This window comes from Stenotrophomonas sp. CASM101, assembly GCF_049384845.1.
In the GTDB taxonomy this organism is placed as follows: domain Bacteria; phylum Pseudomonadota; class Gammaproteobacteria; order Xanthomonadales; family Xanthomonadaceae; genus Stenotrophomonas; species Stenotrophomonas hibiscicola.
On record NZ_JBMRFR010000001.1, the window covers coordinates 439,798 to 465,977 of the forward strand.

The following is a 26,180-nucleotide window of genomic DNA, read 5'->3' on the forward strand; positions in this document are numbered from 1 at the left end:
GCGGTGAAGGCAGGTCCGGGTGCGCTGCAGTGGGGGCTGCTCCGGGCCCTGCTATGCCTTGCCCTGGGCGTTGCCGCAGTACCGATGGCCGATGCCGGCACGCCCGCGGGCACGCTGGCGATCGACGTGGGCGCCGGCCCACTGGTACCGGCACTGCAGCAATGGGCCCGGCAGAGTGGCACCGCCCTGCTGTTCGACGCACGTGAACTGGAGGGTCTGCGCACCGATGGCACCCGTGGCCAGCGCGATACCGGGGCTTCGCTGAAGCAACTGGTTGCCGGCCTGCCGGTGAACATCCTGCGCACGTCCTCGGGTGCTTTTGTCGTGCGGCGGGTCCATGCCGAGCCTGCCAAGCCGCCGGCAGCGTTCACCGCCCCGCGTCTGCCGCGCCCGCCTCCCAGGTCCGCCGACACGCCGCACGAGGTGGAACTGGCTCCCATCCACGTCACCGGCAGCCGGCTGCCACGCTCTTCGGTGCAGACCACGCTGCCAGTCACCACCATTGATCGTGACGACATCCTGCGCAGTGGCTACGGCAACCTGTTCGACCTGCTGCGGCACCTGCCCGGCATGAACGGCCATCCTGCCATGAGCACCTCGCGCGGCGGCGATTCGCAGTACCTGCCGGTGGGTGCAGCGGCCACCACCAGCCTCGATGGCATGGGACCGCGGGCGACGCTGTTCCTGGTCAATGGCCGGCGCCTGCCGCGCTATCCGATGGTGTCGCTGGAACAGGGTGGGCTGACCGACCTCGGCGGCATTCCGCTGAGCTTCGTCGACCGCATCGAACTGGTACGCGGCGGTGCCTCGGCCATCTATGGCGCCGATGCCATGTCCGGCGTGGTCAACATCATCCTGCGCGACCAGGCCGATGGGCCCGAAGCCATGCTGCAGACCGGACTCAGCAGCCGTGGTGACGCGGGCCAGTACCGCCTGCAGGCCGCCACGGGCGGCGCGCGTGGCAACGGAGACCGCTGGTTTGCCGGTCTCGATCTGCACCGTGTCGAGCATGTCGCCGGTGACCAGCGTGACTGGCATGCGGAAACCTCGCTGTATCCGATCGGCGCGATCCTGGGCAACTGGTACGTGCCCGCGCGGCGCTGCGAGCCGCCCCTGGAGCGGCGCGAGGACGGCTGCTGGTTCGACAGCGCCCGGCCGCGTTCGCTGCAACCGGCCTCGGATACCGCGTCGGCCTACCTGCGCTACCGGCACGAACGGGGTGAGGGACGCTATGCCTATGCCGAGGTGCGGGCCAGTCACAACCGCCAGCGCTTCGACCTGGGCCCGACCGCCGTTGCGGTGGTGTCGCGGGGCATCACCTTCAACAGTGTGCTGCGTGAGGCCGGCAACGTGCGTCCCAAGGTCCGCGCCACCGATACGGACGTCACCTTCGGCATCGGACGTGACCAGGGCCGGCGCAGCTGGGAAGCCGGCATCAGTGCGCAGCGCAGCGAAGTCACCTTGTCCACGGCAGGCACGGTGCGCACGGCGCTGCTGCTTGAAGCAACGCAGGCACGCAGGTTCATTCCCGGCTTCGACGCGCCGCCGGCAGCCGATATGGACGCGCTGTTCCCATCCATCCGCAACCGCGGCAGCACTGCACAGTGGCAGGGCTGGTGGGGCGTGCAGCGTGAGCTGATGGCGATGGCTGGGGGCAATGCGCAACTGGCGACCGGCATCGACCTGCGCCATGAGCGCTGGACCTCGCATCCGGATGCGCTGCTGAGCCAGGGCGACCTTGCATTGGGTTTGCCGCAGCAGCAACGCCGCCTGTCGCGGCAAAGCAGCGGTGTCTATACCGAGCTGGGCCTGCCACTGGCACCCACGCTGCGCGCGGACCTGGCCGCACGCTGGGACCGCGACGACGGCTTCATGGCGTTCTCGCCACGTGCCGGACTGCGCTGGACCCCGACGCCTCACTGGTCGTTCCTGCTGGCCAGCGGACGCGGCTACCGTGCGCCGAGCCTGTTCGAGCAACGGCGCCCCCCGGGCTACTTCGGGTCGATCACGCTTCCGGTGTCCAGTGCCCTTCCTGAATGTGCAATGGCCACGGCCAGTGGCGGCTGCAGCGTCACGGCCAACGTGGTTGAGAACGATGCACTGAAGGCCGAGCGATCGCGCAGCCATTCGCTGGCCGCCACATGGACACCCAACGACACGTTTTCGTTGTCGCTGACCCACAACATCGTGGAACTGCGCAACGAGATCCTCGCCCTGCAGCCAAGCGACGCGGTGTGGAATCGCAGCACCTGGGAGCTGGATGACGACGGCTACCTGAGCAGCCTGCGCCTGTCGTTCGACAACATCGGCCGCACCACCTCCCGCAATTGGGTCCTGCGTGGCGAATACCGCATCGACAGCGGCAGCAACGGCCAATGGTTGTTCTCACTCGATGCGCTGAAGCAGCAGGAACTGCGTCGGCGCCGTGACCACGGGGCCGCCGTGGACCTGCGCGGCCATGTGACACCCGAACTGGCTGCGGTGTTGAACGCGCAATGGCAGAACAGCAACTGGGACGTCGCCCTGCGCGGCAACCAGGTCGGTCGCACCCGTGCCTGGCTGCCGGGGGCCGAATGCCCGCAGGATCAGGCCGAACAGAACCACTGCATGAATCCGCGCCAGCTGCGCTGGAACCTGCACCTGGCACGCCGCCTCGGCCCGCGCGTCGTCGCGGCGCTGGACGTGCACAACGTGCTCGACACGCAACCGGTGAACTACCTGGTCGGCAATGGCGGGCAGATGCCGGGGCTGGATGATCCGCTCGGCCGCTACTACCTGCTTACCCTGCAGTTCCGCTGAGCGTAGTAACCTACGCGGCCTGTTCCACCGGTCTGCCACCTCCCCCCATGAAGGCCTATCTCTGGTTCTGGGGCGCGTTCCTGCTGTTCTTCGCGTTGCCCTTCCCCTGCATTCTCTATTTCGGCACCTCGTGGCCGGTGGCGCTGGCTGATCGCAGTGCACCGTGGCTGGCACTGTTGCTGCTGGCACTGTCGCTCGCTGCATGGCTCGCTCTGCTGTTCGCGTTCCTGCATTTCCTGCTGCTCGGCCCACCACGCGCCCTGCATCGCGTTCGCTCGATCCTCGCCGATGGCGAACCACGCGATGCGCTGATCGAACACGCTGAACAGACCGGCGTGCAGGTGCGTGGCTTCGCGCAATGGAAACTGCAGCTGTCCTTCAAGAACCTGTCCGGCACGCCGATCCGCGAACTGCTGCTGGTAGTCGACAGCAAGCCGCAACTGCAGCGCTTCGGCGTCGGCAGGCACGTCGATGCACGCCTGAGCCGGGTGCCGGGCGCGTTCCCGAACGTGGTACTGGACGGCGCCCAGCCCGAACTGAATGTCGCCAGCCTGTGGCGGCGTGGCATCGGTGCAGCACTCGGCATCGCAGCCGTTGCCGCTGCCTATGTGTTGGCCTACCGGCTGCAGAACGAGGGGCTGGGCTGGACCTTCCTGTCGTTCGGTCACCCGCTGCTGGTATGCCCGCTGGTGCTGTGTGGCTATGCGCTGGGACTGCGCCTGCTCGGTCGCCTGCTGCACGCCGATGCCCGCGGAGACGCGCTGAAGTACCGCGGCATCGGTGTGGAGGCCCGGGTATTGAAGGTGCGCCAGACCGGCACCTACCTCAACGAACAGCCGCAGGTGGAGTTCCAGCTGGAATACACCGACCGCGAAGGTGGCATACAGCAGGTGAGCGTGCGCCGCTTCATCCCGTTGATCGAGCTGGCCAACGTTCCACGCGAGCAGGTCACGCTGCTGTACGACCCGGATGACCGCAGCAATGTGCGCCTGGAGGCTGTATGAAGCGGTCGCCTTCCACACCCGTGGTATTTTCCGCCGTGCTGCTGGTGCTGGCCGGCGCCGCCGTTGCCGGTGGTGCGCTGCAGACGATAGGCGAAACACTGGGGCATTCGGTGCAGGCTGACCGCGCGACCGCGCCGATCACCATGCCGCCATCGCGCGAGAGGCCCGCTTCGCTCGCCCCGATTCCCGAACCGCGATCAATGCCGGTTCCCGAACGCAGCAACCGGTTGTTCGATGCGGACTACCTGCTGGCCGCCCGCCAGGCACTGGAACAGATGCCTGCACTGGCCGGGCACCGGTTGACGGTGTTCCACAGCATCCACTTCTACGACGATGGCCGCATCAACCTGGATCTGGTCGATCCGCAACAGCCGGGCCACGTCGACAGCTATCACTTTGAACGTGGCCAGTGGCGCAAGGGCAATCCGGTGAACCCGCAGCAGTTCGCGCCGACCATCAGCCTGCAGCGCAGCAGCACATCCCTGGCCAGCATCGATTTCGAGGCCGTGCCGCGCGTGGCGCAGGCATTGCAGGAACAACGCAATGCCCTGCAGAACCCCGCATCCGAAGTCGGCCACGTGTATGTGATCGTGCGCAAGGGCGGCAAGCTGGTGTGGCTGCCGGACGAAGTGGCCGGTGACCGCGAATCCGTGCGCCTGCAGTTCGATGCGCAGGGCACCCTGCGCGGCGTGAACCACCAATAGGCCGCACAAAAAGGGGACGGAGGGGATTAAGTCGTATGTGCCTTGGTGCGGATTGCGACTTAATCCCCTCCGTCCCCTTTTTGCTGTTTCACCGAGCGGGCGATGGCGTACTGCGCGCCATAGTACGTGGACAACACCAGCAGGCTGGCCAACGGCAGGCCACCGGCGAAGCGGTCCCAGGCCAGCAGGGAATCGCTGGCGACGAACAGCAATGCACCTGCCGCAGCCCAGCGGGCGCTTCGGGCTTCCACGGCACCGGGCTGCGGGCTGCGCCACTGCCGTGCCAGGGCCAGCGCTGCCATCGATGCCAGCACCACCACGTATGCCAGCACCGGCACACGCATCGGCACCGGCAGGTGCGGCCACAGGCCAAGCACATTGAGTACGGCAAAGGCCGCCAGCAGGACGCTGGCGGCCAGCAGCCCACGCCCGGCACGCAGGCCATCGCGGAAGGCGACGATGTAGCAGACATGCGCCAGCAGGAAGGCAACCAGTCCCGGCACGAACGCATCCATCGGCAGCATCAGCGCGATGTCACCCACGCACGACAGCAGCATGCCGGCCAGCACCGCGCGCCGGTAGGTCGGCTGCGCAGGATCACGCACCCGCCAGGCGATGGCAGCGATCAGCAGCGTGGTCGCCGGCTTCGCCAGCCAATGCAGCCAGCGCCCGTCACCGTACAGGAACGCACCGATGATGGCGAGGATCGCCATCAGCAGGATCACGCCATCGCCGGCGCGCGGTTTCATCGTGGCTTCCACAGCTCCGCAAGGCGGTCAGGCTTGCCGGCAATGCGCTCCAGCACCGGGTACTGCAGGCCACCGTGGTAGTCGATGTTCATCGAGTCGATCCGATCGAACTGCTTCACCAGCAACACGATCGGCGCCTTGTCCTTCGCCGCCGCAGCTACCGCATCCTTCAAGCGCTGGCTGCTGTACTCACGCCCGCCAACGGCAATCACCTTCATGCCAGGCGCCAGGCCGGCGTTGAAGGCCGGGCTGTCCCAGATCACGTCGCCGACCGTACCGTTGTCGAGCACCGTCGCACCCAGCGAGTACGCCAGCAATGCGGCCTTGGCGCGCTTCTCCTGCGCCTTGTAGGCATCGTTCGGCGTATCGCGGTAGACCAGCTTCCAGCCCGCCAGTTCCAGGCCGCCGGTCAACGAACCGTGGCCGTCCAGGCGCCCGCGCAGGAACGTCGCCCAGTCGTACGGCGCGATGCCGTTCAAGGTCGCGACCACGTCGTCGAAGGTGTACGGGTTGACGTCCCAGTCGCCATTGCCGACGCCGAAGAAGGCGCGCGCGAAGTCATCCAGGCTGCGGCGGTTGCCACTCAGTTCGCGCAGCTTGCCTTCCACTTCCAGCCACAGCATCTGGCCGCCGGAGTAATAGTCTTCGCTCATCTGGTAGTTGCGGTACGGCAACGTGCGGCGCTGGGCGATGGTCGGGTCGTTGGTGGTGTCCTGCAGCGGCCGCCAGGCCAGGCCCGGGCGGCCACGGTCATAGGTCGCGGCCACATTGGCCAGCATGTCGCGCGCCTGCGCAGCCGACCACAACCCCGAGCGTGCCGCCAGCACCTGCCCCCAGAACTGGGTCTGCCCTTCGTACACCCACAGCAAGCTGTCGCCCATGGGCACGTTGAAGTTGGCAGTGGCCAGGTCGGCACCGCGACGGTACTTGCCGTTCCAGGAATGGGTGTACTCGTGCGGCAGCAGGTCACGCATCCAGGCGTTGCTGTCCCACTCGGTGAAGTAACCCGGGTCGGCGCTGTTCTCGCTGGAGCGGTGATGCTCCAGGCCGATGCCGCCAAGACGATCGGTCAAGGCCAGCAGGAATTCATAATGGTTGTAGTGACGCGCGCCATAGAGCTTGTCGGCCTGCTGCACCAGCGCGCGGTGCATCATGATCTGCGCGTCGGTCGGCTTCAGCGACTTGGCTTCGTCGGCAAACACATTGAGGTGCACCGGCACCTTCGCGCCCGGATCGAGATCGATGCGCTGGTAGTGCTCGCCGGCAAACAACGGCGAATCGACCAGATGGTCATACGAGATCGGCTTGAACACCACGGTATCGCCGTCGCGGTGCGCGGTTTCCAGCGCCGTGGCAAACGACCAGCCCTTGGGCAGGGTCACGCTGGCCTGCGCCTGCAGGTTGCGCGCATCTACGCCGGCCGGATACAGCGAATTGGCGTTCCACTGCAGGTTGAGCATTTCCGGGGTCATCACCACCCGCCCCTGGCTGCCGCCCTGCGAGGACAGGAAATCGAAGTGGGCGACGATCTCGCTGACGCCCTCGGGCACGTCCACCTTGAACGCATAGACGTTGTACTGGTCGCGCTGCCAGGCCAGCGGCTTGCCGTTGGCGGTCACGCGCAGGCCGGCCAGCTTGTCGATCGGGCCGGTGGGCGAATGGTTGCCGGGAATCCACTGCGGGTACAGCAGGGTGACCGGACCGGGCTTGACCGGCACGGTGGCGGTCACCTTGAAGATGCGACGGGCAAGGTCACGTGCATCCACATCGATGCGCAGCAGGCCTGGGGCTGCGGCATCACCCGATGGCGAGGCCTGCGCCAGCGCGGGCGTGGCGGCCAGCGCGAACAGCAACGACATCGCCAGGGCACGGGTCTTCATCGGCAACTTCCAGCATCGGAGAATCCTCCGATGCTAGGCCTGTGCGATGGCCGGCCCCATGGCCAAAGGTCATGGATGTGCTTATCCACGCCATGCGTGGATGAGGCCTTTCCCGGTCAGTCGACCAGGCGCAGGCGCAGTTCCTTCGGCAGCGCGAACACCATCGATTCCGGCTCGCCGTCCAGCTCGGACACGCCACTGGCACCCAGCTCGGCCAGGCGTGCCAGCACGCCGTCGACCAGCACCTGCGGCGCCGAGGCGCCAGCGGTCACGCCGATGTGCTGCTTGCCCGCCACCCACGCCGGGTCGATCTCGTGCGCGCCATCGATCAGGTACGACTCCACGCCTTCACGGCGGGCCAGCTCGCTCAGGCGGTTGGAGTTGGAGCTGTTCGGCGAACCGACCACCAGCACCAGGTCGCAGCGCTTGGCCAGATCGCGCACGGCGTCCTGGCGGTTCTGCGTGGCGTAGCAGATGTCGTCGTTCTTCGGGCCCTGCATCGCCGGGAAGCGCTCGCGCAGCGCATCGATGATGCCGCGCGTGTCATCCACCGACAGCGTGGTCTGGGTGGTGTAGGCGAAGTTGTCCGGCTGGTTGATCTGCAGCGTGGCAACCTGCTCCACGTCTTCCACCAGGTAGATCTGGCCGGTGCCGGCTTCGCGGTTCCACTGGCCCATGGTGCCTTCCACCTCCGGGTGACCGGCGTGGCCGATCAACACCACGTCACGGCCGGCACGGCAGTGGCGGGCGACTTCGAAGTGGACCTTGGTCACCAGCGGGCAGGTGGCGTCGAACACCTTCAGGCCACGGCGCTCGGCTTCCTGGCGCACGGCCTGGGACACGCCATGGGCGCTGAAGATCACCGTGTTGTTGTCCGGCACTTCGTCGAGTTCCTCGACGAAGATCGCGCCGCGCTGCTTCAGGTCGTCGACCACGAAGCGGTTGTGCACCACTTCATGGCGGACGTAGATGGGCGCGCCCAGCGTTTCGATCGCGCGCTTGACGATCTCGATCGCACGATCGACACCGGCACAGAAACCACGCGGGTTGGCGAGCAGCACATCCATCAGTTCAATCTCCCGGCAGCGGCCGGCTTACGGTTTCGGATTGGCATTATCCGCCTTTTTGGCGGACTTGCCGTCGAACAGGCCAAACAGGGCGATGCCGATGGCACCCACCACGATGGCCGAGTCGGCGATGTTGAACGAGGGCCAGGTGTAGCTGCCCACGTACCACTGGATGAAGTCGACCACGTGGCCGTGCACCTGGCGGTCGATCACGTTGCCGATGGCGCCGCCGATGATGAGCGCATACGGCACCGCGGCCTTCCAGTTGCCGCGCGCGGTGCCGCGCAGCCACCACGCCATCAGGCCGCTGATGGCGATCGCCAGTGCGGTGAAGAAGTACTTCTGCCAGCCACCGGCGTCGCTCAGGAAACTGAATGCCGCGCCGGTGTTGTAGGTGCGGTACCAGTTCCAGAAGCCCTCGATGACCACCACCGGCTGGAACTCCGGCAGGCTCGACAGCACCCAGGCCTTGGACCACTGGTCCAGGCCGATGATGGCGGCCGACAGCAGCAGCCAGACCAGGGCGTTCGGATGCGGACGGGGCGCGGCCATCAGAACCAGCTCCGCACTTCGCCGGCGCCGGTCACGTTGCTTACGCAACGGCCGCACAGTTCCGGATGATCGGCGTTGCTGCCGACGTCGGCGCGGTGGTGCCAGCAGCGCACGCACTTGGCCTTGCTGGTCGGCTGGGCACTGACAAACACCTCGTCGGTGGTCGCCGGGCGCACCTGCACGTCGCCACTGATGAACAGGAAACGCAGTTCATCGGCCAGCGGCTGCCAGCGCGCGGCCTGCTCCTCGCTGGCGGCAATGGTGATCTCCGCTTCCAGTGCGGCACCGATCGCGCCGTTTGCCCGCATCGGCTCGAGCACCTTGGCCACCTGTTCGCGCACGGCCAGCAGCTGGTCGAAGTCGGCGGCGTTGAGCTGGGCATCGGCCGGCAGCGGCGCCAGGCCGTCGTACCAGGTGGTGAACAGCACATGGCCAGCATGCTCGCCCGGCAGGTAGCCCCACAGCTCGTCGGCAGTGAAGGTCAGGATCGGCGCGACCCAGCGGGTGAACGCTTCGGCGATGTGGTACATCGCGCTCTGTGCCGAACGGCGACCGTGCGAATCGGTCGGCATCGTGTACAGGCGATCCTTGGTCACGTCCAGGTACAGCGAGCCCAGGTCCACGCTGCAGAAGTTCAGCAGCAGCTGCACGATCTCGGCCATGTTATAGCCGTCGTAGGCCGCCTTGATCTTCTCCTGCAGCTCCCACGCGCGATGCACGATCCAGCGGTCCAGCGCGACCATCTGGCCGAGCGGACGCAGGTGCTGGGCCGGGTCGAAGCCGTCCAGGTTGCCGAGCAGGAAGCGCGCGGTATTGCGCAGGCGGCGGTAGGCGTCGGCGTTGCGCTTCAGGATCTCCTGCGACAGCGACATCTCGTTGCTGTAGTCGGCCGAGGCGATCCACAGGCGCAGGATGTCCGCGCCCAGCTTGTTCATGATGTCCTGCGGCTCGATGCCGTTGCCCAGCGACTTGGACATCTTGCGGCCGTGCTCATCCACGGTGAAGCCGTGGGTCAGGCACTGCTTGTACGGGGCGCGCTTGTCGATCGCCACGCCGGTCAGCAGCGAGGACTGGAACCAGCCGCGGTGCTGGTCGGAACCTTCCAGGTACAGGTCGGCCGGCTTGCCGAAGCCACGCGCGGCGAGCACGCCTTCATGGGTCACGCCCGAATCGAACCAGACGTCGAGGATGTCGGTGACCTTCTCGTAGTCGGCGGCTTCAGCGCCCAGCAGTTCGGCGGCATCCAGCGAGTACCACACGTCGATGCCCTCGGCTTCGACGCGGTCGGCGACCTGCTGCATCAGCTCCACCGAACGCGGATGGATCTCGCCGGTCTGCCGGTGGGTGAACAGTGCGATCGGCACGCCCCAGGTGCGCTGGCGCGAGATGGTCCAGTCCGGGCGGCCGTCGACCATGCTCTGGATGCGCGCCTTCCCCCAGGTCGGGAACCAGCCGACGGTGTCGATGGCGGCCAGCGCATCGTTGCGCAGGTTGGCCTTGTCCATCGAAATGAACCACTGCGGGGTGGCGCGGAACACCACCGGCGTCTTGTGGCGCCAGCAGTGCGGGTAGCTGTGGCGGATCGGATGGAACGCCAGCAGCGAACCGTTGTCGCGCAGCACGCCGACGATGGCCTCCTGCGCCTTCCACAGGTGCTGGCCGGCCAGCACCACGTCACCGGCCGGCGGGGTCGATTCCAGGTACACGCCACGACCGTCGATCGGGGTCACCTGGCCGGCGTTGTACTTGTCCAGCAGGCCGTACTTCTGGCTGACCACGAAGTCTTCCTGGCCGTGGCCGGGGGCGGTGTGCACCGCACCGGTACCGTCCTCGTCGGAGACGTGGTCGCCGTTGAGTACCAGGATCTCGCGCTCCGGGTAGAACGGGTGCGCCAGCAGCTGGTTCTCCAGCGCCGCGCCGGTGGTTTCACCGTGCAGTACCACGTTCTCGACGCCGTAGCGCTGCAGTGCGCGCTCGGCCAGCGCCGCAGCCAGCACCAGCCAACGGCGCTTGCCGTTGTGCGCCGGGCCTTCGGCCAGCACGTAGCGGATCTCCGCGCCCAGCGACACCGCCAGCGAGGCCGGCAGCGTCCACGGGGTGGTGGTCCAGATCGGTACGGCCACTTCCACGTCGGCCGGCACGCTCACGCCGAACGCCTGGCCGATGGCCTGCGCATCGCGTGCGGCGTAGGCCACGTCGATCGCCGGCGATTCCTTTTCCTGGTACTCGATCTCGGCCTCGGCCAGCGCCGAGCCACAGTCGAAGCACCAGTACACCGGCTTGGCGCCACGCACCAGGTGGCCGTTGGCCACGACCTTGGACAGCGCACGGATCTCGTTGGCTTCGAAGTCGAAGCTCAGGGTCTTGTACGGGTTGTCCCAGTCACCGGTCACGCCCAGCCGCTTGAAGTCCACGCGCTGGATATTGATCTGCTCTTCGGCGAACTCGCGGCACTTCTGGCGGAATTCGACGGCGTCGAGCCTGGTGCCGACCTTGCCCCACTTCTTTTCCACCGCGATCTCGATCGGCAGGCCATGGCAGTCCCAGCCCGGCACATAGGGCGCATCGAAGCCGGCCAGGTAGCGCGACTTGACGATGATGTCCTTCAGGATCTTGTTGACCGCGTGGCCCAGGTGGATGCGGCCGTTGGCGTACGGGGGGCCGTCGTGCAGCACGAACAGCGGGCGGCCGGCGGCGTTGTCGCGCAGCTGCTGGTAGAGCCCCTGCGCTTCCCACCGCGCCAGAATGCCCGGCTCGCGCTTGGGCAGGTCGCCGCGCATCGGGAATTCGGTGGCTGGCAGGTTCAGGGTGGTCTTGTAGTCCTGGCTCACGCAGTGGCTCGCAATCTATGTTCGGAAAGGATGGCGCGCGCCTGTTCGGCGTCGCGGTGCATCTGGTCGGTCAGCGCCGCCAGATCATTGAACTTCTCTTCGTCGCGCAGCTTGGCGACGAATTCCACGTCGATGTGGCGACCGTACAGGTCACCCTGGAAATCGAACAGGTGGGCTTCCAGCAGCGGCTCCACGCCCTCCACCGTCGGCCGCGTGCCGAAGCTGGACACCGATGGCCACGGTTGGTCGAACACACCATGCACCCAGGTCGCGTAGATACCCGACAGCGCCGGCGTCTTCGGGAAACGCAGGTTGGCAGTGGGGAAACCCAGCGTACGGCCAAGCTGTCGACCGCGCACCACCCGGCCGCTGATCGCGTAGGGACGGCCCAGCAGGTCGTTGGCACGGGCGAAGTCGCCCTGCTGCAGCAGCTGGCGGATGCGGGTGCTGGAAATGCGCTCGCCATGCAGATCCACCGCTTCGATCTCGCCCGCGGTGAAGCCCAGTGCAGCGCCCATCTTCTGCAGCAGGGCCAGGTCGCCACGGCGGCGGTTGCCGAAGCAGAACTCCGGGCCGATCCACACTTCGCGTGCGCCCAGGCGGTGGGCCAGCAGCCGGTGGACGAAATCCTCGGCCGGCATCGCTGCCATCGCCGCGTCGAAACGCAGCAGTCCGATCGCATCCACACCGAGCTCGCGCAGGATCTCGACCTTGCTGCGCGCCAGGGTCAGCCGCGGTGGCGGCGTGCCCTGGGAAAAGAATTCACGCGGCAGCGGCTCGAATGCCACGGCCACTGCGGCCACGCCCAAGGCGCGCGCGCGGGCAACCGCGTGGCGCACCAGCGCACGATGGCCCAGGTGGAGGCCGTCAAATGCACCGATACAGACCACGCTTCCGTTGGGGAACAGCGCCCCGCCCTCCACGCTTCTGAACAGCCTGCTCATCAACTCTCGTTCCGGCCCGACCGGGGCCGCCGCTTCAATGGTGTAACCCTGAAGTATAGCCGTCACGGCGCACGATCAATGCCCACGCAGGTCGCGCGGGCGGAAGCCCATCGCCACCATGGCAACCGCGTAGGTCGCGCCACCGCCACCGACCAGCAGCGCCAGGGCGCCGATCCGCTCCCACACAGTCATCGCCGAGAAGCCTGGCAGCCAGTGCAGCAGGGCCAGCAGCACCCCGACCATGGCCGCGCAGGCCAGCAGCAGCCGCAGCAGATAGCCAGCCCAGCCCGGCCGGCGGCGGTAGACATCGGTCTTGCCCAGCCAGTACCAGAGCAGGCCCAGGTTCAGGTAACTGGACAGCGCACTGGCAATGCCCAGCGCCAGGTGCAGGCCCGGCTGCTTGCCGATGGCCGCCATCACGCCCTGCGCCTTCAGCTCGTCCGGCACCATCACCTGGTACAACACCGCCAGAAGGGCGAAGTTGAACACCATGTTGGCCACCAGCGCGGCCACACCCGCGCGCACCGGCGTCTTGGTGTCCTGGCGGGCGTAGAAAGCCGGCAGTACCACCTTCAGCAGGGCGAATGCCGGCAGGCCGAAGCTCAGGCCGTACACCGACAACGCGGTCATGCGGGTATCGAAGGCACTGAACTGGCCGTGCTGGAAGATGGTCGCGATCAGCGGCTCGGCCAGCAGCAGCAGGCCCAGCATGGCCGGCACCGAGATCAGCAGGGTCATGCGCAGGCCCCAGTCCAACGAGCGCGAGAAGCCCTCGCGGTCGGTACTGACGTGGTGGCGGGCCAGCGCCGGCAGGATCACCGTGCCCAGCGCCACGCCGAACACGCCCAGCGGCAGCTCCAGGAAGCGGTCGGCCAGCGACAGCCAGGACTGCGAGCCATCGGTCAGCTTGGCCGCGATCACCGTGTCCAGCAGCAGGTTGATCTGCGCCACAGAGGAACCGAACAGGGTCGGCACCATCAGCGTCATCACCTTGCGCACGCCCGGATGGCTCCAGCCCCAGCGCGGCAGGGTCAGCAGGTTGATGCCCTTCAGTGAGGGCAGCTGGAACAGCAGTTGCAGGATACCGGCGGCCAGTACCGCCCAGCCCAGTGCCAGGATCTGCTTCTCTGGAGTGCCGCCCAGCCGCGGCGCCAGCCACAGCGCACCGGCGATCATGCACAGGTTGAGGATGACCGGGGTCAGCGCCGGCATCGCGAAGCGCTGGAAGCTGTTCAGCGCACCGCCGGCCAGTGCGGTCAGCGAGACGAACAGCAGGAACGGGAAGGTCAGGCGGAACAGGTCGACCAGCAGGCCCTGCTTCACCGGGTCGGTATCAACGCCGCTTGAGAAGACCGAGGCCAGCTGCGGCGCGAAGATCAGGGCCAGTGCGGTGACCAGCATCAGCACCCCGCCCAGGGTGCCGGCGGTGCGCGCCATCAGTTCGCGCAGTTCGGCGTGGCTGCGGGTTTCCTTCACTTCCGTGAACACGGGCACGAAAGCGGTGGCAAACGAGCCCTCGGCGAACAAACGCCGCAGGAAATTGGGTACCCTGAAGGCGACCCAGAAAGCATCAGTGATGGCGTTGGTGCCGAACGTGGTGGTCACCACGAAGTCCCGGACAAGTCCGAGAACGCGCGAGACCATGGTCATGCTGCTGAACGACAGCAGGCCCCGCAACAACTTGGGTGAACTCACTCAGCGTCCCTCTTGACAATCGACTTGACGTGCATTTCTTACGCCATCATACTAGCTAGCTTGCTGTTCCCATAACACCGATTTTTCAGGAAACCACCACCGTGGCCAATATCAAGTCCGCCAAGAAGCGCGCCAAGCAGACCGTCGTGCGCAACGCGCGCAACGTGGCTCAGCGCTCGATGCTGCGCACCGCTGTCAAGAAAGTGATCAAGGCGCTGGACGCCAACGATGCCGCCGGCGCCGAAGCCGCCTTCGCCGTTGCCCAGCCGATCCTGGATCGCTTCAGCGCGCGTGGCCTGATCCACAAGAACAAGGCTGCTCGCCACAAGAGCCGCCTGAACGACCGCATCAAGGCCCTCAAGGCCGCCTGATCCGGCGTTGCCGCCCTGCCCTCCGGGGTTGGGCAGCAGGCAAAAGCCCGGCCCCGGCCGGGTTTTTTGTTGCCTGCGGTCCGGGCGATCCGCGGAGCCGCGCGGCCGGCACTACCAAATAAAAAACCCGGCCGAAGCCGGGTTTTTCGCATGGAACCACAACGGCATTACTGCGCGTTGCGGGCTTCCTGCTCTTCTTCCTTCTGGCGATCGAAGAAGGCCATGATCCGGCTCATGATCGGGAAAGTACCTTCGCGACCCAGCGCGGAGACCAGGAACCACGGCTCCTTCCAGCCCAGTTCGGCGACGATCTGCTCGGCCGCGGCCTGCGCCTCGTCTTCGAACATCAGGTCAGCCTTGTTCAGCACCAGCCAGCGCGGCTTGTTCAGCAGCTCCGGATCGTGCTTCTCCAGCTCGCGTTCGATCGCACGCACCTGCTCCACCGGCGAAATGCCCTCCACGCCGCCTTCCATCGGCGAGATGTCCACCAGGTGCAGCAACAGGCGGGTACGCTGCAGGTGGCGCAGGAACTGCGCACCCAGGCCGGCACCATCCGCCGCGCCTTCGATCAGGCCCGGAATATCAGCGATCACGAAGCTGCGGTGGTTCTCCACCTTCACCACGCCCAGGTTCGGGTACAGCGTGGTGAACGGGTAATCGGCCACCTTCGGCGTTGCAGCCGAAACGGCACGGATCAGGGTGCTCTTGCCGGCATTGGGGAAGCCCAGCAGGCCGACGTCGGCCAGCAGCTTCAGCTCCAGCTTCAGCGTGCGCTCCTCACCCGGCTCGCCCGGCAGCGCCTGGCGCGGCGAGCGATTGGTCGAGCTCTTGAAGTGCATGTTGCCCAGGCCACCGCGGCCGCCCTTGGCCACCAGCAGGCGGTCGCCGTGCCGGGTCAGGTCGCCGATGACTTCATCGGTGGCAACGTTGATGACCACGGTGCCGACCGGCACGGTGATGGTCAGGTCTTCGCCGCCCTTGCCATAGGCCTGGCGGCCCATGCCGTTCTCGCCACGCTGCGCCTTGAAGATGCGCTCATGGCGGAAGTCGACCAGGGTGTTCAGGTTTTCGTCGGCGCGGATGTAAACGCTGCCGCCCGCACCGCCGTCGCCGCCGTCCGGGCCGCCGAGCGGAATGAACTTCTCGCGACGGAAGCCAATGCAGCCGTTGCCGCCGTTGCCGGCGAACACTTCGATTTCTGCTTCGTCTACCAGTTTCATTGTTTCGATGCCTGCGATGGGCGCGGCCTGCTGGCCGCCACCTTGAATGTCATGCCGGCCGCGGGCCGGTAACCCGGCCCAGCCGGTCTTGCTTCAACTCTAACGAAAAGCCCCGCCGAAGCGGGGCTCTCCATGCAGCGTGCTCTTCATGCAGCACTCCCATGCCGGGGCACGGGTGCCGGCGACGCCTGGATCAGGCGTCGGCCGAGACGATGCTGACGGTGCGGCGCTTCTTGGCGCCCTTGACCGAGAACTCCACCTTGCCGTCCACGAGGGCGAACAGGGTGTGGTCACGGCCCAGGCCAACGCCGGTGCCCGGGTGGAACTGGGTGCCGCGCTGACGCACGATGATGTTGCCGGCTTCGATGGCCTGGCCGCCGAAGATCTTGACGCCCAGGTACTTCGGGTTGGAGTCGCGACCGTTGCGCGAGGAGCCTACGCCCTTTTTATGTGCCATGACTGCTTCTCCTGATACTTAGCCGGCGATGCCGGTGATCTCGATTTCGGTGTAGTACTGACGGTGACCCTGACGCTTCATGTGGTGCTTGCGGCGACGGAACTTGATGATCCGCACCTTGTCAGCACGACCCTGGGACAGGACCTTGGCGGTGACGGCAGCGCCCTTCAGCGCATCGCCCAGCTTCACGCCATCGCTGTCACCCAGCATCAGGATGTTGTCGAACTTGATCTCGCTGCCGACTTCGACTTCGAGCTTTTCAATGCGGAGCTTTTCGCCCTGCGCCACGCGGTATTGCTTACCGCCGGTGACCAGTACTGCGTACATGACCAGGCCTTCCTCTGTAGTTATTGTGGTCTGAACTGCCGCCATCGAGGGCGGACAGGAGCGGGATTGTACGCAGATCAGCGGGCGCGGGTCAAGTCAACCCCTGAACGACCCACGGGCCCGGACCTGCAGGCCGAGCCATGCACGGCTGAACGGTTCGCGGTCCAGGCCGCTGCACATGGCCCGACCCTACACAAAGCTGTCGGCCGGTCTCACAACGTGAGACGCCGGGGTGGCATTGTCGCCCATTGCCCCCATCTGGTCACCTCGGTAGGCTGACCGATTGCCGTTCCCTGCTGGCCCGGCACCCACCCAACGCCCCCACAACCGGATCCCCCATGGCGATGGATTTCATCCGCATCCGCGGCGCGCGGACGCACAACCTGAAGAACCTCGACCTCGACCTGCCCCGCGACAAGCTGATCGTGATCACCGGCCTGTCCGGTTCGGGCAAGTCCTCGCTGGCGTTCGACACCATCTATGCAGAAGGCCAGCGCCGCTACGTCGAGTCGCTGTCGGCCTATGCGCGCCAGTTCCTGAGCGTGATGGAAAAGCCGGACCTGGACCACATCGAAGGCCTGTCCCCGGCCATCTCGATCGAGCAGAAGTCGACCTCGCACAACCCGCGTTCGACGGTCGGCACCATCACCGAGATCTACGACTACCTGCGCCTGCTGTACGCACGCGTGGGCACCCCGCGCTGCCCGGACCACGGCTACCCACTGGAGGCGCAGACGGTCAGCCAGATGGTCGACCAGGTGCTGACCCTGGACCCGGAGCAGCGCTACATGCTGCTGGCCCCGGTCATCCGCGACCGCAAGGGCGAACACGCACAGGTCTTCGACCAGCTGCGCGCGCAGGGCTTCGTGCGTGTGCGCGTGGACGGCGAGCTGCACGAAATCGATGCGGTGCCGCCGCTGGCGCTGCGCCAGAAGCACACCATCGAGGCGGTGATCGACCGCTTCCGCCCGCGCGAGGACATCAAGCAGCGCCTGGCCGAGAGCTTTGAAACGGCGCTCAAGCTGGGCGATGGCATGGCCTCGGTGCAGAGCCTGGACAGCGCCGCTGCTTCGCCCACGCTGTTCTCCTCCAAGTACTCCTGCCCGGTCTGCGACTACTCGCTGCCGGAGCTGGAACCGCGCCTGTTCTCGTTCAATGCACCGATGGGTGCGTGCCCCGGCTGCGATGGCCTGGGCATGGCCGAGTTCTTCGATCCGTCGCGGGTGGTGGTGCATCCGGAGCTGTCGCTGGCCGCCGGTGCGGTGCGCGGCTGGGACCGTCGCAACGCCTACTACTTCCAGCTGATCGCCTCGCTGGCCAAGCACTACAGGTTCGACGTGGACGCTGCGTGGAACTCCCTGTCAGCCAAGGTGCAGCAGGCCGTGCTGTACGGCAGCGGCGATGAAACGATCACCTTCACCTACTTCACCGAAGCCGGCGGCCGCACCCAGCGCAAGCACCGCTTCGAAGGCATCATTCCCAACCTCGAACGCCGCTACAAGGAGACCGAATCGCCGGCGGTACGCGAGGAGCTGTCCAAGTACATCAGCGAACGCCCGTGCCCGGAGTGCAACGGCGCGCGCCTGAACAAGGCGGCACGCAACGTGTTCGTGGCCGACCGCCCACTGCCGGAGCTGGTGGTGCTGCCGATCGACGAGGCGCTGAAGTTCTTCAGCGAGCTGAGCCTGCCGGGCTGGCGTGGCGAGATCGCCGCGAAGATCGTCAAGGAAATCGGTGAGCGCCTCGGCTTCCTGGTCGATGTGGGCCTGGATTACCTGACCCTGGAACGCAAGGCCGACACCCTGTCCGGTGGCGAGGCGCAGCGCATCCGCCTGGCCAGCCAGATCGGCGCCGGCCTGGTGGGCGTGATGTACGTGCTCGACGAACCGTCGATCGGCCTGCACCAGCGCGACAATGAACGCCTGTTGGGCACCCTCACCCGCCTGCGCGACCTGGGCAACACGGTGATCGTGGTCGAGCATGACGAGGACGCGATCCGCCTGGCCGACTACGTGCTGGACATCGGCCCGGGCGCGGGCGTGCATGGCGGCGAGATCGTCGGCCAGGGCACCCTGCAGGACATTCTGGAGGCCCCGCGCTCGCTGACCGGCCAGTACCTGTCCGGCAAGCGCGCGATCGAGATTCCTGCTCGCCGGCACACGCCGAACCCGAAGATGACGCTGCACCTGCGCGGTGCCAGCGGCAACAACCTCAAGGGCGTGGACCTGGCGATTCCGGCGGGCCTGCTGACCTGCGTGACGGGCGTGTCCGGCTCGGGCAAGTCGACCCTGATCAACGATACCCTGTTCTCGCTGGCTGCCAACGAGATCAACGGTGCCTCGCACCCGGTTGCGCCGTACAGGGAGATCGATGGCCTGGATCTGTTCGACAAGGTGGTGGACATCGACCAGTCGCCGATCGGCCGAACCCCGCGATCGAACCCGGCCACCTACACCGGTCTGTTCACGCCGCTGCGCGAGTTGTTCGCACAGGTGCCGGAGGCGCGTGCGCGCGGCTATTCGCCGGGCCGTTTCAGCTTCAACGTGCGCGGCGGCCGCTGCGAGGCCTGCCAGGGCGACGGCCTGATCAAGGTGGAGATGCACTTCCTGCCGGACGTGTACGTGCCCTGCGATGTCTGCCACGGCAAGCGCTACAACCGCGAAACGCTGGAGATCCTTTACAAGGGCTTCAACATCAACGACGTGCTGGAAATGACCGTCGAGGATGCGCTGAAGCTGTTCGAGCCGGTGCCGTCGATCGCGCGCAAGCTGGAAACGCTGGTGGACGTGGGCCTGAGCTACATCAAGCTGGGCCAGAGCGCGACCACGCTGTCCGGTGGTGAAGCCCAGCGCGTGAAGCTGTCCAAGGAACTGTCGCGCCGCGATACCGGCCGCACCCTGTACATCCTCGACGAGCCGACCACCGGCCTGCACTTCCACGACATCGAAGCGCTGCTGGGCGTGCTGCACAAGCTGCGCGACGAAGGCAACACGGTGGTGGTGATCGAGCACAACCTGGATGTGATCAAGACCGCCGACTGGATCGTGGATCTGGGCCCGGAAGGCGGCCATCGCGGTGGCACCATCCTGGTCACCGGCACGCCGGAGGATGTGGCGGCCTGCCCGCAGTCGTACACCGGCCAGTTCCTGGCCCGCATGCTGCCCTCCACCAGCGCGCGCCCGGAGCAACCGGCTGCGGTGGCCAACAAGCCCGACGCCCGTCCGCCACGCAAGCTGAAGCCTGAGAAGCCGGCGAAGAAGGCGGTGGCTGCCAGGAGCACCGGCAAGACCAGCAAGACCGCGACGACCCGCAAGAAGAAGGACGCCTGATGAGCAGCGAACACAAGATCCTGGCCCGCATCCCGATCAGCGTGCGCTGGCGTGACATGGACAGCATGGGCCACGTCAACAACGCCAAGTACATTTCCTACCTGGAGGAAGCGCGCGTGCGCTGGATGCTGGGCGTGGAAGGCGTGTCGATGACCGACCGCATCGCACCGGTGGTGGCCGCGACCAACGTCAACTACCGCCTGCCGATCGTGTGGCCCAACGACATCCTGGTCGAGCTGTTCGTCGAGCGCCTGGGCAACAGCAGCGTGACCATCGGCCACCGCATCGTCGACCAGCAGGACGACTCGAAGCTGTATTCCGACGGCAACGTGGTGGTGGTCTGGATGGATACGCAGACCGGCAGGAGCGCACCGCTGCCGGAGGCGATCCGCAGCGCTTCCACCTGAAGGTAGTGCCGGCCGCTGGCCGGCAACCTCCAGATGCTTCGCGCATGCCGGCCAGCGGCCGGCACTACCGATCCCATTCAAAGGACTGAGATGATCCACCAGACTGAACTGCGCGACCTGCTGCCCGGCATGGTCCCCTTCCCTACCGATGTCTTCCCCGCCGACCAGGCGTGGCTCGCCCAGCATCTGCTGCCGCTGCTGAAGATCGACCTCGGTGTGCTGCGCCCTGAACTGGCCGGCCAGGTGGCAACGATGCTGTGCCCGATCGAGCCGTACGACGGCTGCATCGGCGAGACCACCGAAGAACACCACAACGACTTCACCAGCACCAACTGGATCGCCTTCGAGCTGACCGCCGGCAACCAGATGCGCTTCCTCGGCAACGAGGGCTATTTCATCGGCGATCAGGTGGATGACAAGCACGCGCGGAAACACATCGCGCAGATGCGCGAGAGCTATGCCAAGGCGCGTGACTACCATGCCACGCACGGCCGCCTGGCCTGCTACTCGCGCTATGGCAAGGACGAGCCCAGCGAGCGCGATTACCTGGATACGCTGGGTGGACGGATTTCCTGTGGCAACTGGATCGAAACAGCCGATATTCCGGCCGCCTTCACCCTGGAATTCACCGACGCCGCCAACGACCGGCATGCTCCAGATGATGCCGAACTGGCGATCATCCGCCACGGTGGCCACAAGTTCTTCGCCGTGGCCGAAGTCGCTGGCTACAACTGGTGCGCCACCGGCGCCGACGCGATAGTGATGCTGTATGAGCCGGTGAGCCGCACGGTGCTGTTCTCGTACGACTGGTCGTAAGACCCTGCGGTAGTGCCGGCCGCTGGCCGGCATTTCCTGTCCTGCCGGCCCGCGGCCGGCGCTACCCGAGCCTCATTTCGCAGCCTTGCGCACGGTCAACGTCGCACTCGCTTCGCCGCCGCCTTCCAGCTGCAGCCGCAACGGCAACGCCTGGCCTTCCTTCAACGCGCCCTTGCCCTGCATCAGCATCAGGTGCAGGCCGCCGGGCTTGAGCTCGGCATGCGCGCCCGGCGCCAGCGGCAGGCGTTCGATCGCGCGCATCCGGCTGACGCCATCGACAATCGTGGTCTCGTGCAGTGACACATCATCGAAGCTGCTGCTGGCTGCGCCAGTGATTGCCACCGCCTTGCTGCAGCCGTTGTGGATCACGCCGTAACCAGCGGTCATCGGCATCGCCGGATTCGGTGGCAACCGCGCCCAGCCCTGCTCCACCGTGACGCAGGCCGGTTCGGCCGCTGAAGCCGATGCTGCGGCCGCACACAGAACCCACAGTACGCCAACGAATGGTTTGGTTATCATCGCCCAGGTTCCTTCTTCGCAACGAGACCGCAGCATGACGACGCTCATCGAGGTGATCAACCATGGCCCCATCCGCGAACTGCGCCTGGCGCGGCCGCCGGTCAATGCGCTGGACACCGACCTGTGCCGGCAGTTGATCCATGCCATCGAGCAGGCCATGGCCGACGACGCGCACGGCATCGTGCTGTCGGGCAGCGAGCGCATCTTCACCGGCGGCATGGACGTGCCGCACCTGCTCTCGCACGGCGATGACAAGCACAGGCTGCTGGACACCTGGAACGCCTTCTTCGGCGCGGTGCGCACGCTGGCCGAGAGCCGTATCCCGGTGGTGGCCGCGATCACCGGCCACGCGCCGGCCGGTGGCTGCGTGCTGGCGCTGTGCTGCGACTACCGGGTGATGGCGCGCAGCGCCGATCCGTCGCGCCCGTATGCCATCGGCCTGAACGAAGTGCAGGTCGGCCTGATCGCGCCGGAGGGCATCCAGCGCCTGCTGCGGCGTGCGGTGGGCGTGCACCGCGCCGGCGTGCTGCTCACCACCGGTTCGCTGGTGCCGGCCGAACAGGCGCTGCAGATCGGGCTGGTCGATGAGCTGGCCGAGGGTGACCTGGTGGTGGCACGTGCCGTGGCCTGGCTGCAGAACCTGCTCAAGCAGCCGCGCCAGCCGATGCTGCTGACCCGCGCCATCGCCCGCGCCGACCTGCACGAGGCGCTGCACCCGGACCTGATCCAGCTCGACCGCTTCGTCGAGGCCTGGTTCGCCCCGGATGCACAGAACGCGCTGCAGGCGCTGGTGGCGCGGCTGGGCAAGTAGCCGGCGCTACCGATGATGGGCTGGCCTGCACCGGTATAATCGGGGCCTCTTCACTGCTGTGGCCGCCCCCTTGAACGACATGCCCGAACCCGTCGTCTCCGAGCTGATCGACCTGCTCACGCTGGAGCGGCTGGAGGACAACCTGTTCCGCGGGCAGAGCCGCGACATCGGCACCAAGTACGTGTTCGGCGGGCAGGTGCTGGGCCAGGCGCTGGCCGCAGCGCAGGCCACGGTCGACAATGGCCGCCACGTGCACTCATTGCACGCCTATTTCCTGCGCGCTGGCAACATCGACCACCCGATCGTCTACGACGTGGACCGCACCCGCGATGGCGGCAGCTTCTCGGTGCGACGGGTCACCGCGATCCAGCACGGCAAGGTGATCTTCTTCTGCGCGGCCTCTTTCCAGCAGGCCGAGACCGGCGCCGAGCACCAGCACAAGATGCCCGAGGTGCCGCAGCCGGAAGACATCGAACCGAACCGGCCGCTGCCGGCGGAAGTGCTCGAACGCCTGCCGATCAAGGTGCAGCGCTGGCTGTCGCGCGGTGGCCCGTTCGAGTTCCGCCACGTCTATCCGCGCGACGAACTGAACCCGCCCAAGCGTCCGCCCTACCACCAGGTCTGGCTGCGCCTGAGCGAACCGGTCGGCGATGCCCCGGAGCTGCACCAGGCACTGCTGGCGTACGCGTCCGACTTCCACCTGCTGGGCACGGCGACCTTCCCGCACGGCATCAGCTACTACCACCCGCACGTGCAGATGGCCTCGCTCGACCACGCGATCTGGTTCCACCGCCCGTTCCGCGCCGACGACTGGCTGCTGTATTCGCTGGACAGCCCCAGCGCGCAGGATTCGCGCGGCCTGGCCCGCGGCCAGTTCTTCACCCGCAACGGCGTGCTGGTGGCCAGCACCGCGCAGGAAGGCCTGATCCGCGTCGTTCCGGACCAGGCCGCGGCCGCCGCCGTGCCGGCCAAGGAGTAAACCGATGCGCCAGATCTTCAGCAGCCAGCGCGTGGAAACCGTCGAAGGCGTCGCCGAGCTCCTGCGCGGGCATGGCATCGAGGTCAAGGTGACCAACGGGCGCTCGTACAAGACCCGCCGCCGCGGCCAGTTCAGCTATACCGACCTGGGCAATGCCAGCGCCTATCCGGCGGTATGGATCGTACGTGCCGACGACCAGCCACGTGCGCGCGAAATCCTGCGCGATGCGCGCCTGCTCGATACCACCCGCCGCGACCATCCGACCGCCGAATTCGCCTTCCGCGATGCGCCGGAACAGGGCGGCGGCCGCAGCTGGGCCTGGCGCATCCGCATCGCCCTGCTGGTGGTGATTGCTGGCGTGGCGTTGGTCATCGGCCTGCGCCATCGTGGTGCCCCGGCACCGGTCGCGCCGGCCCCTGCCCCGCAGGCCCAGCCGCAGCAGGCACAGCCGGCACCGCAGGCCGCGCCGGCAGAGGAAGAAGTGCGGGTCCGCATCCAGCCCTCCAAGTAAGAGGCGGTAGCGCCGGGCCATGCCCGGCGAGCGCAGCGGCCTGTCAGCAGGGCCGCGACTTCACCGTAACCCGTCAGGATTGCCCCCCCCCCTTGTTGTTCAAGGGGGCGCGCCAACGGCGCGGGGATGAGGTGGAATGCGCGGACCGAAGATGCATCAGCATCTGCGGTCACACTTCGCGCGCGGCTCCGTCATGGGACACAATCCCAGCAGGAGAGCTGCCGCCATGACGACGTTCGCCGCATCGATCGACCAGACCCTGGAACGCGAACTGCCCGCCGCCGCAAGCGGTTGCCAGCACGCCTACGGGCGCATCGTGCTGGCCTGCCAGAACACGGTCACCGCCATCGCGCTGGCCATCACCCGCGACCGCCAAGCCAGCGAGGACATCGCCCAGGAGGCCTTCGTCAAGGGCTGGCAGCAGCTGCACCAGCTGCGCAGTTCGACCAGCTTCCTGCCGTGGCTGCGGCAGATCACCCGCAACCTGGCCCGCGACTGGCTGCGCGCCCAGCGCGGGCGCCCGCTGACTGGCGAGGCGGCCGAGGTGGCGATGGGCATGGCCGCCGACCCCGCCCCGGGTGCTGCCGACCGCCTGCAGCGGGTGGAAGAGGAGATCGCCGCCGAGGAGATCATCTCTGCCCTGCCCGCAGACAGCCGCGAAGTGCTGCTGCTGTACTACCGCGAGGGCCAGCGCTCGCAACAGGTGGCCGACCTGCTCGGGCTCAGCGACGCTGCGGTGCGCAAGCGCCTGTCGCGCGCCCGCGCGCTGGTGCGCGACGGCCTGCTGCAGCGCTTCGGTGAGTTCGCGCGTAGCAGCGCACCCAGTGCCGCGTTCGCTACGGCGGTGGTTTCGATGGTACTGGTGGCCGCGCCCGGCACCGCCAGTGCCGCAATCCTGCTCGGCACCGGTGTCGGCATCGGTGGCAGCAAGCTCAGCCTCGGTGGCGCCAGTGCCGCCGGCGGTACCGCGATGGGCTCGCTGACCGCCGCACTGGGGCAACTGCACATGATGCCGGCTGAAAGCTGGGGAGCGGTCATCGGTGGCGTGGTCGGCGGCACGGTCGGCAGCTACTTCGGTGGACGCTTCCTGATGTCGTACACCCGCAGCGAGGCCGAGCGCGCCGACGTCCGCCGTTTCCTCTATCTCAACATCGGCACCTGCATGCTCTGGTGCCTGACGATCCTGATGGCAGTGCTGCTGCAGGCGCCGCTCTGGGCCGTCCTGCTGGTGCAGGTCGCGGGCCTGGCCGTAGTCAACTACCAGTGCCTGGTACCGCTGCAGCGGCTGATGGCGCCGATGATCGCGCGTGACTCGCTGCAGCGCGGGCTCACCGGAACCAACTGGAAGTACGAGGCCATGTACGGCCGCACCGGCATCATCGCCATGAACCTGATGGTCATCGCGCTTGTGCTGTATTCGCTGGTGCGGAGCGGCCGGCTGTAACGGACAACGCCGGCACTGCGCCGGCGTTGTCTCCGATCACCGCATTGACGCTCAGCGCTGCGGCTTCGGTGCGCCGCCATCGCGTGGACCGCCCTGGCGCGGGCCGCCGTGCATCGGGCCCTTGGCTGCGTCGAACTCGGCCTTGCTCAGCTGGCCGTCCTTGTTGGTGTCGGCGGCAGCGAACCAGGCATCACGATGCTGCTTCATGCGCAGCTCGCGGTCGGCCTTGTCCAGGTAACCGTCCTTGTTGAGGTCGAGCCGGTCGAAGCGCGCAGCCAGGCGCGGATCGGCCTTGGCCTCGTCGCGGCTGATGCGGCCGTCCTTGTTGACGTCCAGCCTGGCCCAGCGCTCACCACCGTGGCCACGGCGGCCATGCTGCCAGCGCGGCAGCTCATCGCGCGAGAGCTTGCCGTCCTTGTTCTTGTCCAGCTCGTCGAACTTCGCGGCCAGGCGCGGATTGGCAGCCGCCTCGCTGCGGTCGATCACGCCGTCGCCATTGGTGTCCAGCTTGGCCGGGCGCTGCGCCGGCATGGCCGGGGTGTCGGCGGCCAGCGCGATTCCGGAAGCGGAGGTGCCCAGCAGCAGGGCCAGCAGCAGGGGGGTACGGATCATGAGGTCACTCCTGGGGATGGGAACAGCGTCGGGGTGATCACTTCACCCTCGGGGGACAACAACGCCCGGGCGCGACGTCGGTTGACGCCACTGCCGATTCCATTCATCCGGCGGACAGTCGCCGCCTCTGCGACAGGCTGGGGCTATGCTGT

At 67.0% G+C, this 26,180-nt stretch carries 23 protein-coding genes; 11 read left to right on the plus strand and 12 right to left on the minus strand.

The features are described from left to right. Positions 1-3 precede the first annotated feature (3 nt). Genes VG543_RS02195 through VG543_RS02205 form a run of 3 tightly spaced genes read left to right on the plus strand, consistent with a single transcriptional unit; the run spans position 4 to position 4,507 of the window. A complete protein-coding gene (locus VG543_RS02195) occupies positions 4-2,799 on the plus strand; it encodes a TonB-dependent receptor plug domain-containing protein (RefSeq protein ID WP_111101814.1) in 2,796 nt (931 codons plus the stop codon). 47 nt (positions 2,800-2,846) lie between these two features. Continuing rightward, positions 2,847-3,803, plus strand: a complete 957-nt coding sequence (locus VG543_RS02200) for a hypothetical protein (RefSeq protein ID WP_329841480.1) — start codon at positions 2,847-2,849, stop codon at positions 3,801-3,803. Beyond that, positions 3,800-4,507 carry a hypothetical protein gene (locus VG543_RS02205; protein WP_423177614.1) on the plus strand — a complete coding sequence of 236 codons (708 nt, stop codon included), beginning with the start codon at positions 3,800-3,802 and terminating at the stop codon, positions 4,505-4,507. The genes VG543_RS02200 and VG543_RS02205 overlap by 4 nt, the downstream gene beginning before the upstream one ends. Positions 4,508-4,566: 59 nt before the next feature. Here the strand turns inward: VG543_RS02205 and VG543_RS02210 are convergent, their stop codons facing one another. From VG543_RS02210 to murJ, 7 genes are all read right to left on the minus strand, one after another. Further along, the gene (locus VG543_RS02210) at positions 4,567-5,256 is read right to left on the minus strand and encodes a lysoplasmalogenase (protein ID WP_423177615.1); all 690 of its coding nucleotides are present in this window, start codon (positions 5,254-5,256) and stop codon (positions 4,567-4,569) included. Further along, positions 5,253-7,136 carry a M61 family metallopeptidase gene (locus VG543_RS02215; protein WP_423177616.1) on the minus strand — a complete coding sequence of 628 codons (1,884 nt, stop codon included), beginning with the start codon at positions 7,134-7,136 and terminating at the stop codon, positions 5,253-5,255. The genes VG543_RS02210 and VG543_RS02215 overlap by 4 nt, the downstream gene beginning before the upstream one ends. Before the next feature lie 116 nt (positions 7,137-7,252). Beyond that, on the minus strand, positions 7,253-8,203 hold the full coding sequence (gene ispH, locus VG543_RS02220) for a 4-hydroxy-3-methylbut-2-enyl diphosphate reductase (protein ID WP_019659291.1): 951 nt from the start codon (positions 8,201-8,203) through the stop codon (positions 7,253-7,255). A gap of 27 nt (positions 8,204-8,230) precedes the next feature. Further along, positions 8,231-8,755 carry a signal peptidase II gene (gene lspA, locus VG543_RS02225; protein WP_423177618.1) on the minus strand — a complete coding sequence of 175 codons (525 nt, stop codon included), beginning with the start codon at positions 8,753-8,755 and terminating at the stop codon, positions 8,231-8,233. Further along, complete coding sequence (gene ileS, locus VG543_RS02230; protein ID WP_423177619.1) at positions 8,755-11,586, minus strand: isoleucine--tRNA ligase; 2,832 nt, start codon at positions 11,584-11,586, stop codon at positions 8,755-8,757. Before ileS ends, lspA begins: the two co-directional genes overlap by 1 nt. Further along, complete coding sequence (locus VG543_RS02235) at positions 11,583-12,530, minus strand: bifunctional riboflavin kinase/FAD synthetase (protein ID WP_019659293.1); 948 nt, start codon at positions 12,528-12,530, stop codon at positions 11,583-11,585. The genes ileS and VG543_RS02235 overlap by 4 nt, the downstream gene beginning before the upstream one ends. Positions 12,531-12,605: 75 nt before the next feature. Beyond that, positions 12,606-14,210: a murein biosynthesis integral membrane protein MurJ gene (gene murJ / locus VG543_RS02240; protein WP_032955127.1), complete on the minus strand. Its 1,605-nt coding sequence runs from the start codon at positions 14,208-14,210 to the stop codon at positions 12,606-12,608. Positions 14,211-14,326: 116 nt separating this feature from the next. On the opposite strand from murJ, the gene rpsT reads away from it, so the two are divergent. Further along, positions 14,327-14,596: a 30S ribosomal protein S20 gene (gene rpsT / locus VG543_RS02245; protein ID WP_005408560.1), complete on the plus strand. Its 270-nt coding sequence runs from the start codon at positions 14,327-14,329 to the stop codon at positions 14,594-14,596. Between the two features lie 167 nt (positions 14,597-14,763). On the opposite strand, the gene cgtA is transcribed toward rpsT, so the two are convergent. The 3 genes from cgtA to rplU all read right to left on the minus strand — a co-directional run bounded on the left by cgtA (position 14,764) and on the right by rplU (position 16,600). Continuing rightward, on the minus strand, positions 14,764-15,816 hold the full coding sequence (cgtA, locus tag VG543_RS02250; protein WP_021202450.1) for an Obg family GTPase CgtA: 1,053 nt from the start codon (positions 15,814-15,816) through the stop codon (positions 14,764-14,766). A 193-nt stretch (positions 15,817-16,009) separates the two neighbouring features. After that, entirely contained in the window at positions 16,010-16,273 is a 264-nt protein-coding gene (rpmA, locus tag VG543_RS02255) for a 50S ribosomal protein L27 (RefSeq protein ID WP_005408558.1), read from the minus strand. A gap of 18 nt (positions 16,274-16,291) precedes the next feature. Further along, entirely contained in the window at positions 16,292-16,600 is a 309-nt protein-coding gene (rplU, locus tag VG543_RS02260; protein WP_005408557.1) for a 50S ribosomal protein L21, read from the minus strand. Between the two features lie 338 nt (positions 16,601-16,938). On the opposite strand from rplU, the gene uvrA reads away from it, so the two are divergent. The 3 genes from uvrA to VG543_RS02275 all read left to right on the plus strand — a co-directional run bounded on the left by uvrA (position 16,939) and on the right by VG543_RS02275 (position 21,152). Further along, positions 16,939-19,929 (plus strand): excinuclease ABC subunit UvrA, encoded by a 2,991-nt coding sequence (gene uvrA, locus VG543_RS02265; RefSeq protein ID WP_279937027.1) that lies wholly within the window; start codon positions 16,939-16,941, stop codon positions 19,927-19,929. Then, complete coding sequence (locus tag VG543_RS02270; protein ID WP_019659297.1) at positions 19,929-20,336, plus strand: acyl-CoA thioesterase; 408 nt, start codon at positions 19,929-19,931, stop codon at positions 20,334-20,336. The genes uvrA and VG543_RS02270 overlap by 1 nt, the downstream gene beginning before the upstream one ends. A 90-nt stretch (positions 20,337-20,426) precedes the next feature. Next, on the plus strand, positions 20,427-21,152 hold the full coding sequence (locus VG543_RS02275; protein WP_021203120.1) for a hypothetical protein: 726 nt from the start codon (positions 20,427-20,429) through the stop codon (positions 21,150-21,152). Positions 21,153-21,224: 72 nt separating this feature from the next. Here VG543_RS02275 and VG543_RS02280 read toward each other — a convergent pair whose 3' ends face one another. Beyond that, positions 21,225-21,671, minus strand: a complete 447-nt coding sequence (locus VG543_RS02280; RefSeq protein ID WP_423177621.1) for a copper chaperone PCu(A)C — start codon at positions 21,669-21,671, stop codon at positions 21,225-21,227. A 34-nt stretch (positions 21,672-21,705) separates the two neighbouring features. Between VG543_RS02280 and VG543_RS02285 the strand changes: the two genes are divergently transcribed. The 4 genes from VG543_RS02285 (at position 21,706) to VG543_RS02300 (ending at position 25,416) form a co-directional block, all read left to right on the plus strand. Continuing rightward, positions 21,706-22,482 (plus strand): enoyl-CoA hydratase/isomerase family protein, encoded by a 777-nt coding sequence (locus VG543_RS02285; RefSeq protein WP_021203118.1) that lies wholly within the window; start codon positions 21,706-21,708, stop codon positions 22,480-22,482. A 79-nt stretch (positions 22,483-22,561) separates the two neighbouring features. After that, positions 22,562-23,461, plus strand: a complete 900-nt coding sequence (tesB, locus tag VG543_RS02290) for an acyl-CoA thioesterase II (protein ID WP_032953622.1) — start codon at positions 22,562-22,564, stop codon at positions 23,459-23,461. 4 nt (positions 23,462-23,465) lie between these two features. Next, complete coding sequence (locus tag VG543_RS02295) at positions 23,466-23,972, plus strand: pathogenicity-like protein (protein WP_423177623.1); 507 nt, start codon at positions 23,466-23,468, stop codon at positions 23,970-23,972. A 226-nt stretch (positions 23,973-24,198) separates the two neighbouring features. Beyond that, the gene (locus tag VG543_RS02300; protein WP_019659303.1) at positions 24,199-25,416 is read left to right on the plus strand and encodes an RNA polymerase sigma factor; all 1,218 of its coding nucleotides are present in this window, start codon (positions 24,199-24,201) and stop codon (positions 25,414-25,416) included. 51 nt (positions 25,417-25,467) lie between these two features. Here the strand turns inward: VG543_RS02300 and VG543_RS02305 are convergent, their stop codons facing one another. Next, entirely contained in the window at positions 25,468-26,028 is a 561-nt protein-coding gene (locus VG543_RS02305; protein WP_061480377.1) for an EF-hand domain-containing protein, read from the minus strand. Between the last annotated feature and the right edge of the window lie 152 nt (positions 26,029-26,180).